This window comes from Phocaeicola sp. HCN-6420, from assembly GCF_037890145.1.
Lineage (GTDB): Bacteria > Bacteroidota > Bacteroidia > Bacteroidales > Bacteroidaceae > Phocaeicola.
The window spans coordinates 36,482-55,782 of sequence record NZ_JBBKBJ010000006.1; the positions used below are offsets into that span (position 1 = coordinate 36,482).

General features: G+C 43.1%; 14 protein-coding genes. 9 read left to right on the plus strand and 5 right to left on the minus strand.

Annotation, left to right across the window (positions count from 1 at the left end; all coding sequences use genetic code 11):
- Window positions 1–3 precede the first annotated feature (3 nt).
- Window positions 4–444: a single-stranded DNA-binding protein gene (locus WKT12_RS05355; RefSeq protein ID WP_340319035.1), complete on the minus strand. Its 441-nt coding sequence runs from the start codon at window positions 442–444 to the stop codon at window positions 4–6.
- A gap of 13 nt (window positions 445–457) precedes the next feature.
- Window positions 458–1,516, minus strand: a complete 1,059-nt coding sequence (gene mutY / locus WKT12_RS05360) for an A/G-specific adenine glycosylase (RefSeq protein WP_340319036.1) — start codon at window positions 1,514–1,516, stop codon at window positions 458–460.
- A 177-nt stretch (window positions 1,517–1,693) separates the two neighbouring features.
- Between mutY and WKT12_RS05365 the strand changes: the two genes are divergently transcribed.
- From WKT12_RS05365 to WKT12_RS05395, 7 genes are all read left to right on the plus strand, one after another.
- A complete protein-coding gene (locus WKT12_RS05365) occupies window positions 1,694–1,969 on the plus strand; it encodes an HU family DNA-binding protein (protein WP_022231270.1) in 276 nt (91 codons plus the stop codon).
- 277 nt (window positions 1,970–2,246) lie between these two features.
- Window positions 2,247–3,821, plus strand: coding sequence for an Rne/Rng family ribonuclease (locus tag WKT12_RS05370; RefSeq protein ID WP_021970317.1), 1,575 nt, complete (start codon window positions 2,247–2,249; stop codon window positions 3,819–3,821).
- Between the two features lie 183 nt (window positions 3,822–4,004).
- Window positions 4,005–4,616, plus strand: a complete 612-nt coding sequence (locus tag WKT12_RS05375; protein WP_340319037.1) for an epoxyqueuosine reductase QueH — start codon at window positions 4,005–4,007, stop codon at window positions 4,614–4,616.
- An 87-nt stretch (window positions 4,617–4,703) separates the two neighbouring features.
- Window positions 4,704–5,144, plus strand: a complete 441-nt coding sequence (locus WKT12_RS05380) for a MarR family winged helix-turn-helix transcriptional regulator (protein ID WP_340319038.1) — start codon at window positions 4,704–4,706, stop codon at window positions 5,142–5,144.
- Entirely contained in the window at window positions 5,125–6,441 is a 1,317-nt protein-coding gene (locus tag WKT12_RS05385) for a TolC family protein (protein WP_340319039.1), read from the plus strand. Before WKT12_RS05380 ends, WKT12_RS05385 begins: the two co-directional genes overlap by 20 nt.
- A gap of 26 nt (window positions 6,442–6,467) precedes the next feature.
- Window positions 6,468–7,535 carry an HlyD family secretion protein gene (locus WKT12_RS05390; RefSeq protein WP_021970321.1) on the plus strand — a complete coding sequence of 356 codons (1,068 nt, stop codon included), beginning with the start codon at window positions 6,468–6,470 and terminating at the stop codon, window positions 7,533–7,535.
- Window positions 7,532–9,136, plus strand: a complete 1,605-nt coding sequence (locus tag WKT12_RS05395; protein ID WP_021970322.1) for an MFS transporter — start codon at window positions 7,532–7,534, stop codon at window positions 9,134–9,136. Before WKT12_RS05390 ends, WKT12_RS05395 begins: the two co-directional genes overlap by 4 nt.
- 104 nt (window positions 9,137–9,240) lie before the next feature.
- Here the strand turns inward: WKT12_RS05395 and WKT12_RS05400 are convergent, their stop codons facing one another.
- Window positions 9,241–10,425, minus strand: a complete 1,185-nt coding sequence (locus WKT12_RS05400) for a C1 family peptidase (RefSeq protein WP_021970323.1) — start codon at window positions 10,423–10,425, stop codon at window positions 9,241–9,243.
- A gap of 242 nt (window positions 10,426–10,667) precedes the next feature.
- Between WKT12_RS05400 and WKT12_RS05405 the strand changes: the two genes are divergently transcribed.
- Together WKT12_RS05405 and WKT12_RS05410 are read left to right on the plus strand one after the other, a co-directional pair.
- A complete protein-coding gene (locus tag WKT12_RS05405) occupies window positions 10,668–13,106 on the plus strand; it encodes an FAD-dependent oxidoreductase (protein ID WP_340319040.1) in 2,439 nt (812 codons plus the stop codon).
- Window positions 13,107–13,110: 4 nt separating this feature from the next.
- Window positions 13,111–13,485: a MarR family winged helix-turn-helix transcriptional regulator gene (locus WKT12_RS05410; RefSeq protein ID WP_340319041.1), complete on the plus strand. Its 375-nt coding sequence runs from the start codon at window positions 13,111–13,113 to the stop codon at window positions 13,483–13,485.
- Window positions 13,486–13,693: 208 nt separating this feature from the next.
- Here WKT12_RS05410 and WKT12_RS05415 read toward each other — a convergent pair whose 3' ends face one another.
- Window positions 13,694–15,736 (minus strand): RagB/SusD family nutrient uptake outer membrane protein, encoded by a 2,043-nt coding sequence (locus WKT12_RS05415; protein ID WP_340319042.1) that lies wholly within the window; start codon window positions 15,734–15,736, stop codon window positions 13,694–13,696.
- 21 nt (window positions 15,737–15,757) lie between these two features.
- Complete coding sequence (locus WKT12_RS05420) at window positions 15,758–19,045, minus strand: SusC/RagA family TonB-linked outer membrane protein (protein ID WP_340319115.1); 3,288 nt, start codon at window positions 19,043–19,045, stop codon at window positions 15,758–15,760.
- Window positions 19,046–19,301: the final 256 nt, after the last annotated feature.

A 19,301-nucleotide genomic window follows, 5' to 3' on the forward strand; every position in this document is an offset into this window, starting at 1 on the left:
AGTTTAGAACGGCAAATCGTCGGAAGCATCGGCCGGCTGCGACGGCTGAGCAGCCGCTGATTGCTGAGCTGTTACAGGCTGTGCAGGCTGCCCCGAAGCAGATTGTGCCGAACGCGGTGTAAGCATTTCCATATTATCGGCAAAAATTTCTACTACATAACGCTTTACCCCATTCTGATCATCATACGAACGAGAGCGAATTTTACCTTCAATATACAGTTTATCACCTTTATGTACGTACTTCTCGGCTGTTTCAGCAAGACCGCGCCACAATACAATGTTGTGCCATTCTGTACGTTCGGGAACCTGTGTTCCATTAGGTAACGTATAGGCACGGTCGGTAGTAGCCAAAGGAAATGTTGCCACTGCTACACCACTGTCCAAGTAACGCACATCGGGATCTTTTCCCACATTGCCAATCAACTGAGCTTTATTTAATGACATAATCTATTATCTTTTAAGTATTCTGTTCCAAAATTAGAGAAAAAAAACGAGATGTCAAGCGAGATACAGGAAATTTATGCAAATCGTCAACCAAAACTCGCTGATATGTATTGCCGATGGAAGCCGTTTCGGGTATAGTGATTTCATAACAATCGGCATAAATTATACGATGCGACAAGACATGTTTTATTCCCTTTGCGACTAATCTGACATGAATCACCTCACAAGTACCAAACAAGTCCACAAACTCCTGACATTGCAGAACCTGGTGTTCGTCAAGTTCGGTTTCGGTTTCTATTAAAGGAAATTCATATAAATTATGCCAGATGTCCCCCGCCCCACGCTTATATATATAGGTATATATACCTGCATGTACATAAAAATAATGAAAATAGCGGTTTGAAACCTTCGTTTTATGTGCTTTACGAGGCAGCTCTTCTACCAGCCCCTTTTGCAAAGCTACACAACTATCAGACAAAGGACAAAACATACATGCAGGAGAAGAAGGCACGCACTGCAATGCTCCAAAATCCATTATAGCCTGATTATATAGTGCAGGGCGTTCCTTATCCAGCAGTTCATCGGCCAAAGCAGCAAAAATTTTCTTTCCTGCACTGGTATCGATAGGGTCTTCCACTCCCATCCAGCGAGAAATCACCCGATAGACATTACCGTCAACAACCGCACAAGGCATATCATAAGCAAATGAACAAATGGCAGCAGCTGTATAATCGCCCACTCCTTTCAACTTACGTACTTCCGGATAGGTATCGGGAAATGCTCCTTTTTTAACTATAGAACGGGCTGCTTCATGAAGATTCCTGGCACGAGAATAATACCCCAATCCCTGCCAGTACCTCATAACTTCATCTTCATCGGCTTCAGCCAATGTCTGATAATCGGGAAACCGCTCAATAAACCGGCAATAATAATCGTACCCTTGCACAACACGTGTCTGCTGCAAAATAATTTCCGATATCCAGATTTTATAAGGATTTTTCGTATTTCTCCAAGGTAAGTCACGCTTATTATCTTTATACCAATCTATAATCTTATCGCCTAACAAACTCATTTAAAATGACAATTCAATATTTATACCAATTAAATTTTCGGCAAAAATAAGTGTTTTAGCAGAGCCTGAGCTACTTTTTACAAAATTTGTTTGAAAGAAATTTCTTTGAGAACGAGAAAAGCTATATATTTGCAATCCAAAAAATTAAGATAACGTATAACAATAATTATTAGCGAAATGACTAAAGCAGATATTGTAAACGAAATTGCTAAAAACACGGGTATTGATAAGGCAACAGTTCTGACTACGCTTGAAGCGTTTATGGATTCAGTAAAAGAATCATTGTCAAACGACGAAAACGTATACCTTCGCGGTTTCGGTAGTTTCATTGTGAAGAAAAGAGCGCAGAAGACTGCCCGTAACATTTCAAAGAATACAACTATTATCATTCCGGAACACAATATTCCGGCATTTAAACCAGCAAAAACATTTACTCTTTCAGTAAAAAAATAAATTAACATTAGTATTAACCCTATAAATTTAACAAGTATGCCTAGCGGAAAGAAAAGAAAAAGACATAAAATGTCTACACACAAGCGTAAAAAAAGACTAAGAAAGAACAGACATAAAAGCAAAAAATAATTGTTAGTCTGTCCGACTTCAATAAAGAACAAACTTGTAAAGCTCCTACTAGTCTTTCAGGTTTGTTCTTTGTGTATTATGAAAGTGCAGAAAAGACGAAACTGCACCCCCTAAACGCATTATTAACACTCTAAAAACTAAGTAACAAGTGACAAGCGAATTAGTAGTAGATGTACAGCCCAAAGAGATCTCAATCGCACTTCTGGAGGATAAAAATCTGGTAGAATTCCAAAAAGAAGAGCGAAACCTTTCCTTCTCAGTGGGCAATATGTACGTGGGCAAGGTACGTAAACTTATGCCCGGACTGAATGCCTGCTTCGTAGACGTAGGCTTCGAAAAAGACGCTTTCCTTCACTACTTAGACCTCGGACCTCAATTTACTTCTCATCAGAAGTATCTGAAGCAAGTTATCAGCGACAGAAAAAAACTTTATCCCATGTCGAAAGCTTCCATCATGCCTGACATCGACAAAGACGGAACAATCTCTACCGTACTACAGCAAGGACAGGAAGTTATCGTACAAATCGTAAAGGAACCAATTTCCACAAAAGGACCGCGACTGACATGTGAACTGTCTTTTGCCGGACGATACCTTGTTTTGATTCCATTTAATGATAAAGTTTCGGTTTCCCAGAAAATCAAGTCAAGCGAAGAACGTGCACGCTTAAAACAATTATTGCAAAGTATCAAACCTAAGAACTTCGGAGTAATCGTACGTACCGTAGCCGAAGGTAAGCGCGTAGCAGAACTGGATGCCGAACTGAAAGTGTTGCTGAAACATTGGGAAGACACCATCACAAAAGTCCAGAAGGCAACCAAATTGCCATCGCTGGTATACGAGGAAACAAGTCGTACAGTTGCCATGTTGCGCGATTTGTTTAATCCGTCGTACGAAAATATTTATGTAAACGATGAAAGTGTTTACAATGAAGTAAAAGATTATGTAACGCTTATTGCTCCCGAGCGCTCGGGTATTGTTAAGCTTTACAAAGGACAGCTTCCCATTTTCGATAACTTTGCTATTACCAAGCAGATCAAATCGTCGTTCGGAAAGACGGTTTCATACAAGAGCGGAGCCTACCTCATTATAGAACATACCGAAGCACTGCATGTAGTAGACGTCAACAGCGGTAACCGCTCGAAATCGGGAAACGGACAAGAGGCGAATGCACTTGACGTAAATTTAGGAGCAGCCGATGAACTGGCACGACAGCTTCGGTTGAGAGATATGGGAGGTATCATCGTAGTCGACTTCATCGATATGAATCTTGCTGAGAACCGCCAGAAACTATACGAACGTATGTGCCAAAACATGCAGAAAGACCGTGCAAAGCACAATATTCTGCCACTCAGCAAATTCGGATTAATGCAGATAACCCGTCAAAGAGTACGGCCGGCAATGGACGTTACCACCGATGAAGACTGCCCGACTTGTTTTGGAAAAGGAAAGATAAAGCCTTCCATCCTGTTTACAGATACACTGGAAAGTAAAATTGACTACCTGGTCAATAAACTGAAGGTCAAAAAATTTACATTACATATTCATCCTTACGTAGCCGCATATATCAATCAAGGAATTGTTTCTTTGAAACGGAAATGGCAAATGAAGTTTGGATTTGGAATAAAAATCATCCCAAATCAAAGCCTTGCCTTCCTGGAATATAAATTCTACGATGTACACGGTGAGGAGCTTGATATGAAAGAAGAATTTGAAATAAAATAACTTTCGCATCTTTATTTCACCACGGAGAACCATATCATTATCTTGTATATGATATGGTTCTCTTATTTTTACTCTAAAGCAACAAACGCTCTCTTTCCATTTAGAAAAGAATCTCAAGCATTTCCCGTTCACAAACAAAAAGGTTATTTTTGCATATAGAAATATGCTATCCTCGAAAACGATATGAAAAAGAAAAAGTTTACTTTGGAAGTACCTGGTAATGCAAAACGTGTCTTGCTACACACTTGTTGTGCTCCTTGCTCATCTGCAATCATTGAATGCTTAATGCAACACGACATACGTCCCACCATCTACTACTGTAACCCCAACATCTACCCGCTGGAAGAATATAATATCCGCAAAAACGAATGTTCTCGTTATGCCCGTTCGCTGGGACTTGATATCATAGACGCTGATTACGACCACGAAGAATGGAGATGTACGGTAAAAGGGCTTGAGAATGAGCCGGAACGAGGAGGACGCTGCCTGCAATGTTTTAAGATGCGCCTGCGTGACACAGCACGTTACGCACACGAAAACGGCTTCACCGTCATTACAACCACACTTGCTTCTTCACGATGGAAAAGTCTGGAACAGATAAATCAGGCTGGACATTATGCCGTAGAACCTTACCCCGACGTAATCTGGTGGGAGCAGAACTGGCGAAAAGGTGGACTGAGCGAACGACGTATCGCCATCATTAAAGAATATAATTTCTACAACCAGCGCTATTGTGGCTGCGAATTCAGTATGCGCAAGGATGAGATAATCCCATCAGACTCTGAAGAGAAATAAAAGCCGCCATGCCCAATTAGTCAAATATTTGACTAATTCAATAAAAATACCTACCTTTGCAGCTCATAAAAAAATGATCAAACACTTATGAGAGAAGGAGGAGAGTTTAGAGAGTTGATGCTGCAAGTATTCCGTACCCGCATGGCATTTCGCAGAGCAATGCAACGTACATTAAAAAGAAACAATGCGGGAATCACCTTCGAAATGCTGCAAGTACTGAGCAGCCTGTGGCACGAACAAGGCATCACCCAGCAAGTACTGGCAGAACGCACTGCCAAGGATAAAGCATGTCTGACCAACCTGATGAACAATCTGGAGAAGAAAGGTTATGTCCGACGAGAAGAAGATCCAAACGACCGCCGGAGCAAGCTGGTCTTTCTCACAAACGAAGGAGAAGAATTCCGAAATCAAATTCGTCCCGTACTCGATCAGGTATATGTACATGCCGAACAGATTATTGGTCTGGAAGGCATAAGAGTCATGATGTGCGAACTTAATTCTGTATATAATGTACTTGAAAATGTATAAGCCCTTACTCGCATTCCTATTGTTGAGCAGCAGCTATCCTTGTCTGTCTTCACCAACCGATTCGTTATTCCTTACAGTAGACGAGCTCTTTCAACGAGGTACAGAAAACAGTCTGAAGATTCAGGCGGACATGCTGAAAGAATCCGTTGCACACGAACAAAGCCAGACAGCCCGTACTTCACGGCTTCCCGATTTACAAATCGGCCTGAAGGGCGGAGTCGTGGGACAGCCTGTTGTCTTTCAGCACGGCTTGTCATCACCCACCTACCCCGATACTCCCGACTGGTCTCAAAACTATGCCATCGACTTTACACAGCCCTTATATCAAGGAGGTAAAATACATTATTCCATCCGTAAGGCGGACTTACAAAAAAGCGTGGCATCGCTACAGACTGCAACCGACCGTGCGGATGTAAAACTCAATCTGCTGGAGCAGTACATGAGCTTATTCAGTTTGTACCGCCAGCATGATGTCCTGACCCGAAACATCGAAGAATCAGAACGATGCCTGAAGGATATCCGCCAGATGAAAAAGGAAGGCTTGATAACAAATAACGATGTGTTGCGCAGTGAAATGCAACTCACCAACGACCGACTTTCACTGACAGAAACAGAGAACAGCATTGCACTGGTATCTCAACAACTGGATATTCTGTTAGGCATCGACGAAAACCGTCTGCTATTGCCCGATACTACCCTGCTTTACCGAGCTGTAGCCCTTGAACAATACAACGATTATGTTTCCCAAGCCTGCATGAACGATCCTGCCATCCGGTTACTTCGGGAACAGACACAAGTAGCTCGCAACGATGTTCGTCTGGCAAAGGCCGCCAATTTGCCGAACGTATCACTCTACGCATCGAATACCCTGGCACGGCCTATCTCCAGAACGATGGTCGATATGTACAACAATAACTGGAATATCGGATTGTCTGTATCTTATCCGTTATCGGCACTTTACAAAAACAACCATAAAATAAAGGAAAGCAAACTGGCTGTAGCACTCAGTCAGAATACAGAAGAACAAAAGATACAACAAATAAGAGTGAACGTACGCACAGCCTATCTCCGTCATCGTGAAGCTTTACAGCAAGTAGAAGCATTGAAACTTTCAGTCAAGCAGGCTCAAGAAAATTACCGGATTATGCAAAACCGCTACCTGAGCCAGTTGGCCATTCTGACCGATTTGCTGGATGCTAATTCCGTCCGTCTGAACGCAGAACTCCAACTAACTTCGGCACGTACCCGAGTTATCTATACTTATTATCAACTGGAACGCGCCTGCGGACGCCTTTAATACAACCAACTTAACCAACACTTGCTATGTCTGAATTAAAACTGAAACAGCAGAAACTCAAGAAACTGAAAGTTCGCAACATCATACTGAACATGATTTGCATCACCTTGGCAGGCTCAGGACTATGGTGGACAGCCAATTACTTTTGGCGTTACTTCAACTATGAAGTTACAAACGACGCATTTGTCGACCAATATGTAATACCCCTGAATATCCGTGCTACAGGATATATCAGAGAAGTCCGGTTTACAGAACACCAGTTCGTACGGCAAGGAGATACATTACTGGTTCTCGACAACCGTGAATATAAGATAAGAGTCAAAGAAGCCGAAGCTGCCTTACTCGATGCAAAGGGCTCAAAGGATGCACTTCATTCGGGTATTGAGACCTCACACACCAACATCGCCGTACAGGAAGCAAACATTGCCGAGGCTAAAGCCAAGCTTTGGCAACTGGAACAGGATTATCATCGCTTTGAACGCCTGCTGAAAGAAGAATCCGTACCCGAACAGCAATACGAACAGGCCAAAGCAGCCTACGACGCAGCCCAGGCACGCTATCAGGCATTACTCGAACAAAAGCGTGTTGCCTTATCACAATACACAGAGGCAAGCAAGAAAAATACCAGTGCCGAAGCTGCCATTCTGCGAAAAGAGGCCGATCTGGATCTGGCACGCCTGAACTTATCGTACACCATAGTAACAGCACCTTACGACGGATACATGGGACGTCGTACACTGGAGCCCGGACAATTCGTACAGGCCGGCCAGACAATTTCATACCTGGTCCGCAGCAAGGATAAATGGATTACTGCCAACTATAAGGAAACGCAAATAGTAAATATTTATATCGGACAGCCGGTACGCATCAAGGTAGACGCATTGCCCGGAAAAGTATTCAATGGAAAAGTTACCGCCATTTCCGAAGCAACCGGTTCAAAATACTCTCTTGTACCGACCGACAATTCGGCAGGTAATTTTGTAAAAGTACAGCAGCGCATACCAGTCCGTATCGATATTACCGACATCAGTGAAGAAGACGCACAACACCTGCGTGCCGGAATGATGGTAGAAACAGAAGCCCTACGCAAATGATTAACATGAGAGAACTGGGAGTTCCCGTGCGGAAATGGGTTCCCAACTGGCTGGCACTGGTTAGTGTCTTTATCATTATTCTTCCGGTAACCATGCTTAACGGTTCATATACCGGCAGCATGCTGGAGGTTTCGAATACCTTAGGAACCAATACCGAAGATATCACTATGGGATATTATGCGGCTTCGGCGGGAATGGCCATAGCCTACCCTATCGTACCCAAAGTTCTGGCAGCCTTCTCTCCAAAGTCCTTATTACTGTCAGACCTCTCCTTACAAATTATACTCAGTTGGATATGCGCCCGCTCGCAAAGCGCCGACATCCTGATTGTCGCCAGCTTTGCCATCGGTTTTCTGAAGGGCTTTCTTATGCTTTGGTTCATCCGTCATGCACAAAAAATATTCAGCCCTAAAAATGTCCGCAGCGAGTTTTATTCTTACTTCTATCCGCTGGTATATGGAGGAGGACAACTTTCGATGGTGCTTACCGCAGAACTTGCCTACCATTACGACTGGAAGTACATGTACTACTTCATGATGCTTCTGCTAATGCTCGCCATTCTGGTCATTATTATCTGTTACCGCCACGACCGCCCACTGAAGAAAATACCTGTAGAAGAGCTCCACCTGCGCGAAATGTTCGTCATTGCCATCGGCCTGCTGATGTTGATGTATGTCATTAATTACGGAAAAGTACTCGACTGGATGTCGTCTTACAAGATATGTGCCTATATCATTATAGCTCCCATTCTGATTGCTTTCTTTGTATGGATGCAATATCACTCTCAGAACCCGTACGTCAATCTGGCTCCCTTATACCAGCCTAAGGCCATTATCGGCTATTTCTACATGATGCTCATCATGTTTTTCAGTACCTCAACTACCCTGCTGACAAACTATATGACTTCTATCCTGAAGGTTGATACTACGCACTCCTACGTGCTTTATATCTGGCTTTTACCAGGTTATCTGTTAGGCGCTTTCATCTGCTTCTGGTGGTTCAGGTGGCAACGCTGGCGTTTCCGTTTCTTCATAGCCGGAGGCATGGCATGCTTTGCTGCATTCTTCGGAATCCTGTATTTCGGCATATCGCCCGAAAGCACCTACGAAATGCTTTACTTTCCCATCTTCCTGCGTGGTCTCGGCATGCTTTCCTTGATTATCGCCTTTGCCCTGTTCGCCGTAGAAGACCTGAACCCGAAGTTTCTGCTCTCGAATGCTTTTTTTCTCATCATCTTCCGTTCGGTGCTGGCTCCTATCATCGCGACTTCTTTTTATAGCAACACCTTATACCGGCTGGAACAAAAATACATGCATTCTCTGTCCGAAACCATCACGATGGCCGATCCCCTTGCTGCTTCCAGATTCTCGCAATCGGTCGCAAACGGTCTGGTACAGGGACACGGATATGCAGAAGCAACCCAACTTGCCACGACATCACTCTACACTACCCTGCAACAACAAAGTCTGCTGTTGGCATTAAAGGAAATCTTGGGCTGGCTGTTTATTATTACATTGGTTATCGCTATCATCTCACGCTTTATACCATTCCATAAAACAATTAGAGTAACCTTTGCCAAGACTGGCGATGATATGGTATAACAATCGCCAACATGATGACCGCTGCATCAATACGTTATCGGTAGAAAGTCCTAAAAAATAAAAGAAATAAGGCTACCCCGTAAGGCAGCCTTATTTCTTATAACTTATTTAATTCCCAGTTTTTTCTTCAATTCCTTAGGAAGTCCATCCTTGTGCATCATCACATAAATGGTCTTGGCACGCACATAACTTTCCGACATGTTCAGATAACCACCGAACTTATTGCTGTCGGCTGCCCAAGAGTTTTTTGTAATATAATACTTCGTACCATTCTGGTCTTTAGCAATACCGGTAAGATGCATCAAGTGGTCATCGGTCGTTGCAAACGATTCATACCCCTGCTGACGGACTTCCGGTGTCACATTCACTTCAGGATAAGGATGCTTGAACTGGAAAACCTCAGCCAGACGGTCACGTTTCGTCATCTGTCCCCAGCGTGCACGGTCGCTGTCCTTATATTCGTCTACATCATCCACTTCCGGATTAATGGCAACTCCATTCGAGAAAGAAAAGCCCCGTTCGCTCACATCACCGTCCCAGCACACCGTATAACCATTGGTCAGTGCATAGTCGGTAGCCTCTATCAGCTCATCCAGCGGCAAGTTATACATGCGGTCGTGCTCCCAGTTATCGGGAATCTCAATCTCAAACGGCTTGTAATACGGCTTGTGAGTAAAACTTGTCAGCATGACATAGTCGTCCGTACAGATACCCAGACTTTCGGCAAAGCTCTTCGGAGTATACTCCTTTCCTTTATAAGTAAACTTCTCTGGCAATTTACCCATATAAATATCGAACAAACTGTTCATCAGTTGCTCGTACTGAGGAGAACACTTCTTCATGTCAATAGCCTGCTTAGCAATAGCCGTCATATAGTCCACCAGTTCCGTATGATTATGAAACTTCGAATCGTAGTTGATGCCCGTATAAACCTCTTCCGGCACGATACCTACCTGATTGAAAGCGGTAATCCAACTGGTAGTAATACTGCCTTGTCCGATATTCCCCTTTCCCTGACGCAAGAAATTATCCTTCAGTTGATTCATGTACTTCTGGCGTACGATAAACATTTCCGAAAGATCGTATTCTCCCTTTCCCTGACGCAACAGTTCAGCTTCCACAAAAGAAGTCGTAGCAAAGCACCAGCACGTACCACTGGATGCCTGATCCTTTACGGGAGTGACTTTCTGGTTTACGACCGTTTCAAACTTATATCCTTCATCGTTTTGTGCCCACAGCGAGGCCGAAGCCAGCAACAAAGCTGCCAGTGTGTAATGTATTGGTTTCATCTATCTGTTTTTATTTAATAAGTTTACAGCCTCAAAAATAATCAAAAAATATGTCTGCTACGATAAATGCAATACTTATTCTGCCTTTCTCTTCCCTTTTTCAGCTTCCAATCCCCCCAGAGTGTTAATTACTATTAAGCAGAAAAATATTTTCCATCGGAAATTTTATTCAAAAAGAATTAATTATTTTCTTTGCAAAAAGTTTCCAAAAGAAAATAATAACAGCATAAAAGAATACACACATGAAGTACATCATCATTGGAGGAGTAGCCGGAGGAGCGACCGCAGCCGCACGCATCCGCCGCAACACAGAGAAAGCCGAAATCATTTTATTCGAAAAAGGTGAATACATCTCGTATGCCAATTGTGGCTTACCCTATTATATAGGTGGAGTCATCGAAGACCGTGAACGACTCTTCGTACAGACTCCCGAATCATTCGGAAAACGTTTCAACATCGATATACGTACCCGTTCGGAAGTAACGGCCATCGACGTGAAGAAGAAGGAAGTAACCGTTCGTTCTTCCGGAAAGACCTACACCGAATCGTACGACAAACTGCTGCTCTCGCCGGGAGCCTCTCCTGTGCGTCCGCCTCTGCCGGGCATTGATACCGAAGGCATCTTCACCCTGAGAAATGTAAACGATACCGACCGCATCAAGAGTTACATGCAGCAGAAAGCAGTGAAACGCGCTGTCATCGTAGGCGGCGGTTTCATCGGTCTGGAGATGGCGGAAAATCTTCATCACAGCGGCATCGAAGTTTCGGTTGTAGAAATGGCCAATCAGGTAATGGGACCTATCGACTATTCGATGGCGGCTCTGGTACACGAACACCTGCAACAGAAAGGTGTCCGGCTGTATCTGGAACAGGCTGTCGAATCGTTCGAGAAAACTGCCGAAGGAATAACAGTCAACTTCAAGTCGGGTATTCAGGTGAATGCCGAAATGGTATTGCTCTCTATCGGTGTACGGGCTGAAACCCGTCTGGCAACCGAAGCCGGACTGAAGCTCGGCGAAATGCGAGGAATCTATGTAAACGAATATTTGCAGACATCTGACGAATCGGTCTATGCCGTAGGCGACGCGATAGAATTTCCGCACCCCATCACTCACAAGCCGTGGCTGAACTTCCTCGCCGGACCGGCCAACCGCCAGGCTCGTATCGTGGCAGACAACATGGTATTCGGCAACAAAATCAAATACGAAGGTTCTATCGGTACAGCCATCGCCAAAGTATTCGATTTGACCGTAGCCTCAACCGGACTTCCTGCCAAGCGACTGAAACAAATGGATATACCTTATCTGTCGGCTACTATCCATTCCAACTCGCACGCCGGCTATTATCCGGGCGCATCGATGCTGGATATAAAAATTACCTTCTCTCCTACCGACGGGAAGTTGTACGGAGCACAGATTGTAGGCTACGACGGAGTGGACAAACGCATTGATGAATATGCACTGACCATCAAACGGAACGGAACAGTATACGACCTGACGGAGCTGGAACATGCCTACGCTCCCCCCTTCTCGTCGGCAAAAGACCCTGTAGCCCTGTCAGGGTATGTAGCAGGCAACATTCTGAGTGGAAAAATGAACCCGATCTACTGGCGCGAACTCCAGCAAGCCGACCTGAAGAAAGTGACGCTGGTAGATGTGCGTACCGCCGACGAATACAGCTTAGGCAAGATTCCAGGCGCCATCAACGTACCACTTGACGAGTTACGCGAGCGCATGAACGAAATTCCGTCCGACAAGCCTGTCATTGTTTACTGCGGTGTAGGACTGAGAGGATATCTGGCATCGTGCATACTGAAAGACAACGGCTATCAGGATGTGCGCAACCTGATTGGAGGCATCAAGACCTACAAGGCTGCCACTACCCCTGTCTGCTTGCCGGAACAACCGTCGTCTTCCTGCCAGTCCACTACCTCCTGCTGCCGGCCGACCACGGAAAAAGTCATAAAAGTAGATGCTTGCGGCATCCAATGTCCCGGTCCCATCATGAAACTAAAGAAGACCATGGAAACGCTGAACCCGGGTGAACGTCTTGAAATACGGGCAACCGATGCAGGTTTTCCGCGCGATGCTGAAGCATGGTGCAAAAGTACCGGCAATCGTTTTCTGGAGAAATCGGCGGCAAGCGGTACGTATCGGGTAGTGATTGAAAAAGCATCTTCCTGCGAAAAGGCTGTCAGAGAAATCAATACAGAAGCAGGGAAAACTTTCATTCTGTTCAGCGATGATCTTGACAAAACATTAGCTACCTTTGTGCTGGCTAACGGAGCTGCTGCCACAGGAAAGAAAGTGACGATATTCTTTACATTCTGGGGATTGAATGCCATCAAGAAGGTACACAAGCCACAAGTGAAAAAAGACATCTTCGGAAAAATGTTCGGCATGATGCTTCCTTCCAGTTCACTGAAGCTGAAATTGTCGAAGATGAATATGGGCGGTATCGGAACGCGTATGATGCGCTATATCATGCAACGCAAGGGCATTGATTCACTGGAATCACTCCGTCAACAGGCAATCGACAATGGTGTAGAATTTATAGCCTGCCAGATGTCAATGGACGTCATGGGCGTAAGCAAAGAAGAGTTGCTGGATAATGTAACCATAGGAGGTGTGGCTACTTACATGGAACGCGCAGAACAGGCTAATGTAAACTTGTTTATTTAACTGCATGGAAAAAATAAAATGTATATGTGTCATGAGAGAGCTGCTTAAAGCTCTCTCCGAACTGGAAAACCAACTGGTAACAACATACGGAATTTCGCTGAACGAAGCAATGGTACTGTGCAGCATCGGCGGGGAAACTGTTGCGGCGGGAACCATCGTAGAACGTACAGGCATGACTCCTTCGCACGCATCGAAGACCATCAGTCTGATAGAAAAGAAGGAAATGGTTGCCAGATTTCTGGGAAAACAAGATAAGCGCCAGATGTATTTCACACTGACCGGCAAAGGTAAGGGCTGTCTGGAAGAAATAAAGAAACAGGGAATAAACGTGCCCGAACTGCTACAACCGCTGTTCGACAGCTACAGTGAAAATCTGTAAGTGCACCCGACTAACCTGCGTATTGACGAACGTCGGACTGCAACAAAACAAGCCAAGAGATTTCTGCTGTTTCTTGCAGAAGACTCTTGGCTTGTTTTCAAGAAAATTTGTACAAAAGTTTTTGTTTTTTGTACAAAAAATAAAAAAACATCGAGAGATCTTTAGAAAGACCTCCCGATGTAAATCTTAAACTTATATCAGATTCCTATTACTCCTGAGCAAGCCCATATCCATTGGTAATCTTACCTTTAGACATAGTCAATGTTTCGAACGGCATAGGCCAGTAAAGTCTGGGAGCTACATTACCGGCTTTTACACCCGGCAACAGATTGGTATCGGTATAATGCTCTTTATATTTAACCAAATCTACACCCCAATTTACTTTTTCATAACCTTCTGCTATCAACGCTGCAGCCTCGGAACCATTCGGATCAATATATTTAAACAATCCTTTGATTGCCAGATTATGCGCAGTTCCCGTTACTTTATTAGCTACAGGAGTAGTACTATAATCATATTGTCCTCTCCATCCCGGGTACAAGGCAGGATTACTTTCATCAGGATCATAAGTCAGCGGATTTTCCAACTCAACTTTCTTCACATAAATATAAGCTGGAATTTCATTTCCGTTTGCAAAACGATGGTATCCCTGAGCTTCAATGTCATTGACCATCTGAAGCATTTCCTGACGTACCGCCAGTGCTTTTTCCAGGAACTTGCCAGAACGCAGCATATCCCAGCGGCGAATACCTTCACCGGCAAATTCCAATTTACGTTCCTGCATAATCGCTTCTTTCAGCTTCTCACCACTTGCACTAATATTATGTTCTGTGTTTCCAAAAGCACGCTCACGAATCTGGTTGACCAAGTTCACAGCTTCACCATCCTTATTCAGCTCAGCTTTAGTTTCTGCCTGCATCAGAATCACATCGGCCAGACGCATTACCGGCCAGTTCATACCAGAAACTCGCTGAGAAGCTGTATAAGGAGGATTCATTCTGTTTTCATCCCACTTATTCGTAGCAATACCTCCATTCAACTTATTACCCGGGACGAATGACAACATAGCTTCATTTCCATCCCCCTGACTTCCTGTTACCGCAACACTTGCATCTCTACGCATATCTCCCTCCTCGTATTCTCCATAGTAGAAGGTGGGAAGAATACGAATAGCAGCAAAACATTTACAAGGAGCGGCATTACTACCACCACCATTCGAAGGACGTCCAAATCCATAACCATATTCACTTGTAGTAGTCTGTCCACTCTGTCCCCCCTGAATGTTACCAATTTCGAACAATGATTCAGGACTGATTTCCAAATCGTGCTGATACTGGAAATGACGCTGGAAAGGATTGTTTGCATATCCTCTTTCATCCACGGTTACCAGATGAGCAGAACCTATGTTATCAAAGACATTCTGAAATGCAGTTTCGGCAATACGATAATAATTGAGATAGTCGCTACGACGCGCGTATACACATTTATACTCTTCTACTCCTATTTGTTCGAACTGTAAATCACCATACAGTCCGGGAACATCCGTACGAATAGTCTGATAACCGGCAGCATACAAAGCAGCTTCTCCAGCTAAGGCATAAGCAAATGTTTTAGACAAACGTTCGGCAGTAATCCCATTTTCGCCCAACTTATACATTAACGGAGCAACTTCATTCAGCGAAGCAATCACATTGTCGAGAATATCGTAGCGTGAAGTCAGCGTATAATCCAGTACATAATTATTTTCGTATCCATAAGGAACATCACCATAATGCTTTACCAAATTGAAATAACAGAAAGCACGCAGTGCCAATGCCTCACCATACAGATGTGTCCATGTAGAAACACGTCCTGCCGCAAGATCTTCCTGAAACGCCGGCTTTGCCTTTATCAGTTCTGCAATCTTCGCCGTACGAGCTATAATTGTATACAACCCGTTGAAGCCGGAATTTGCAGAAGTAATGGACAACTGTTCCGGCAACAGTCTTGCATTCAAATTATTCGCAGAACCTTGTTCCGGATACATCTCAACATCCGAGCCAACCGGGTCGTTCCACAAATAAACACCCATCGCACAATTCTGACGATAGTTAGCATAGCACCAAGACAAGGTCTTGAAAGTTTCATCTTCCGTAGAAGTAACAAACTCGTCGTTTGTCTTTCCCGGAGAAGGAGTTTCCAAAAAATCACTGCATTGGATAAATGACATACTCAAAGCCAATGCCGACATATAAGTTATTATTTTTTTCATAATTTCATTTTTTATAATTCATTAGAAAGCAAGATTAAGACCTACGACAAAGGAACGGGCACGCGGATAAGATCCCCAGTCCAGACCTGTAGTCGGATATTTAGCATTATTTTGAGAAGTATTAGCACTTACTTCCGGATCGAGACCGGAATATCCTGTAATAGTAAACAAGTTATATACAGAACCATAAATACGCAGTTTGTCCAATCCTATTTTTTTCAGCGCTTTATCCGGCAGAGAGTAACCCAGTGTCAGGGTATTCAAACGCAAATAAGAACCATCTTCTATACCCAACGTAGAAGTTACACCATTTTCACAATATGGCAACGGATATTTAGCGTTTACGTTAGCAGCATTCAACTGTTCGGGAGTAGTAAGATGCACAAGTTCTCCGTCAACAATATCATAAACTTTATACGCATCCTTCATAAAAGCCAACTTATTCTGATAAACGCCTGATTCTTTTGCACAATACATAGAAGCCAGTTTGTTTACATTGTAGACTTCATTTCCGTAACTCCAGTTAAAATATGCACCTAAATCGAAATTCTTATAAGTAGCGTTAATATTGAAACCACCTGTATGTACAGGATTCATGTCACCAATCTCGGTCACATCTCTTTCATCGATTATAGTATTATCCTCATCCATATTGCGGAACTTAGGCAATCCCGGATAAGCATTCTGTCCTTCAGGACGTCCTTCTACATGTACCGGATTGATGAATGATCCCAAGTCAGGAATACCTTCTTTCAATACATATTTTCCATCTACATAATTAAAGTCATCAGTAGTATAGAACCCGTCACAAATAAAACCTCTTACAATACCGACCGGCGAACCTTCTTTCAAAATATAGTCATTACTTGGGAAGGTACTGCTGCTTGCCCATGACGTTCCATAAAGTCCTGACACATTCTCAGCCAGCTCATCCACATTTCCTTTATTGAAGTTAATATTCATTCCCGCAGTAATGTTCCAGTCTTTATTCTTGAACAATACGCCACTCAAAGAAATTTCAACTCCTTTATTGCTGGTCTGTCCGATATTGGCATAAGTAGAAGTAAATCCTGTAATACCCGGAATGGAAGTCAGCATCAGCAAATCCTTGGTTGTATTCCAATACAAATCAACAGATCCCCACAGACGGTTTTTAAAGAATCCGAAATCCAATCCGATATTACGAGTGATTGTCGTTTCCCACTTCAAATCCTCATTTGCCATTTCGGAAGTAGCATAATCATAAGAAGACCAATAATTATTGCCTATAGCATATTGCCATCTGAGGTCGGTTTCGGAAGTCCACATCTGTGACCACAAGTCCGAACTGATGCCATCATTACCGACCGTACCATAAGAAAGGCGGAGTTTCAAGTTGTCCAGCCAGTCAATATCCTTCATAAATGCTTCCTCAGACAATCTCCAGCCTAACGCTGCTGCCGGGAAATATCCCCAACGATGCTCCGGAGAGAACTTAGAAGAACCATCGGCACGGAAAGTAACAGTCAGCAAGTAACGGTCAAGCAAACTATAATTCAAACGTCCAAAGAATGACAGAATACGGCTTGCTGTATCTATACTCGAAGAAAAAGAAGATGTTCCATGGTCTTTATCATACTGGTTAATCATGGCAAAAGCATTATCCTTTGTAAAGTTTGAAGGGAAATGACTTGCCTTAACTCTCAGTTCCGATCCACCGGAATCAGTAACTTCATGACCGACCAACAAGTTCAGACGATGCTCTTTAGGTAAAGTAAAGTCATAACTGATAGTATTAGTCCATCTGAGGTTCCAGCCATCACTCTTTTTATAATCAACACTTCCAGCATATAGTTTTTCGCCTGTAGAATCATCCAGATATTCATTGTATACAGCTCCTGCCCAAATCTTATCCTGATCCCACGAATTACTATATGTCAAATCAGTATGATATTTCAAATTTTTAATAAGTTCCCAATCCAAAGACAGTGTAGAACGCAAGTTCTGATTTATCTCAAGAGGCTCATAGTCCGAAATCTTACTTACAGGACTATATGCATCCCACAAAGAAGCACGTCCGAATTGTTCGACATTGCCCTCGCGTAAAGCATCCAAACTACCTAAAATATGCTGGGTCGATATCGGGCGGAAACGATAAGCAGAAGAAAGCAAAGAACCAGAACCATTGGTAGTTCCTTCATCACCCATATTACGGATATCCGAAAAACGTGTATCCAAACTTATAACAAAGTTATCGGCCAGCTTTTGGTTTACCTTTAAAGATGCGCTGGTACGTTTGGCATACGAATTGATTTTCATACCTTGCTCATCCATATAATTCAAGGCAAACAAAACTTTCGTTTTATCAGTACCTCCGGTAATTGTCAAATCGTGATTATGAGAAACCGAACTATTATATACATCTCTCTGGATATCATCAGCTTTCATATTCCGATAAGCCTCAATGCCATTTACATTATTACCCTTGTTTGCACCAAGTCCAAAGAGTTTCTCAAAAGGTTCACGGTAAGCATCCCCACTGGCAGCAGCATTTGCCCATACAAAACTCAAATAATCATATGGCGACAATGCGTCCAGATATTTAGTAGGCGTATTAAATTTCACATAACCATTATAAGCGAGTGAAACTTTACCCTCTTTCGCACCTTTTGTAGTTACCAGGATAACACCATTTGCACCACGCGCACCATAAATGGCTGTAGAAGAAGCATCCTTTAAAACATCAATACTTTCTACTTGATCGGAAGGAATATCATTCAACGAACCAACAGCAATACCATCAACCAAAATCAAAGGATCATTACTTTGAGAGATAGAACCACCTCCACGAACTCGAATGGATACTTCAGCATCCGGACGACCATCCTGAGAAGTAATATTCACACCGGGCAGTTTACCCTGCATGGCCTGAGCGACATTGGAAACAGGCATAGCAGCAATCGCTTCACCTTTTACTGAAGCTACGGAACCAGTCAAGTCTTTACGTTTTATAGTCTGATAACCAATAACGACAACCTCATCCAAAAGCTCATTGTCACCTTTCATCTTCACAGTCAATGACTTCTGATTACCGACTTTTATTTTCTGAGTCTGATAACCAACATATGAGATAACAAGCGTAGAAGTCGGTTGAACATCCAGAACAAATTTGCCATCGAAATCAGTAATTGTACCCGAAGAAGTACCTTCAATCAATACAGAAACTCCAATCAACGGTTCACCCGTTTCGTCAAGAACAATACCCGTTATCTTATGAGACTGCTCTGCAAGCAGAAAAGTCTGTGTCTCAGACATAGTACCTTCTGCCATTACCGGTGCCACCATACAACATGACATCGCCAGCATTCCCATAGCATGAAAAGTAATTCTTTTCTTGCTTTTACTCCTTTCATTTAAAGAGTTCTTTTTTTGAATGTCTTTCATACTTAGATTTTTAAAAATAAAAATTACATATCATAATCATAAAACGAACATTAAAAAAATGTATTCATAATCACCAGACTTACCTTTCTTCCAGCATACTCGTAAACAATATAACCATCAGTGTAACACATTACAGTCAAGA